Here is a 523-nt window from a genome sequence, read left to right on the forward strand (position 1 = left end):
TGTAAGCGATGCCGCCGCCGGTGCCGCCCATGGTGAAGGACGGACGGATAATCGCGGGCAGACCGATTTCGGACAGCGCCATCAGCGCCTGGCCGAGGGCATGTTCCTGATAGCGCTTGCGGCGGTCGCCTTCATGCAGCACCCACTGCCGCTCGTGCTCGGCGAGCGCGTCTCCCGTCAGCTTGGCTTTTTCGGCCTGGTGCTGCTCGCGATACTGCTTCTTCAGCGCGGATGCGTTGGCGAGCCGCGACTTCGGCGTCTCCAACCCGATTTTCGTCATCGCCTCGCGGAACAGCTGGCGGTCTTCGGCCTTGTCGATCGCTTCGGCGGTGGCGCCGATCATCTCGACGTCGAACTTCTCCAGCGTGCCTTGCTGGCGCAGCGACAGCGCGCAGTTCAGCGCGGTCTGGCCGCCCATGGTCGGCAGCAGCGCAAAACCCTTGGAGCGGTCGCCGCGCTCCTTCTCAATGATTTTGGCGACGATCTCGGGTGTGATCGGCTCGATATAGGTCGCGTCCGCCAG

1 protein-coding gene is annotated in these 523 nt (G+C 65.0%); it reads right to left on the reverse strand.

Features of this window, described 5'->3' with window-relative positions:
• A partial coding sequence (locus tag AC1DU6_RS35765) for a carbamoyl phosphate synthase preATP-grasp domain-containing protein (RefSeq protein WP_477863383.1) occupies nt 1–523 on the reverse strand: 523 nt, incomplete at its 3' end.

The organism is Roseateles sp. P5_B10 (assembly GCF_056400485.1).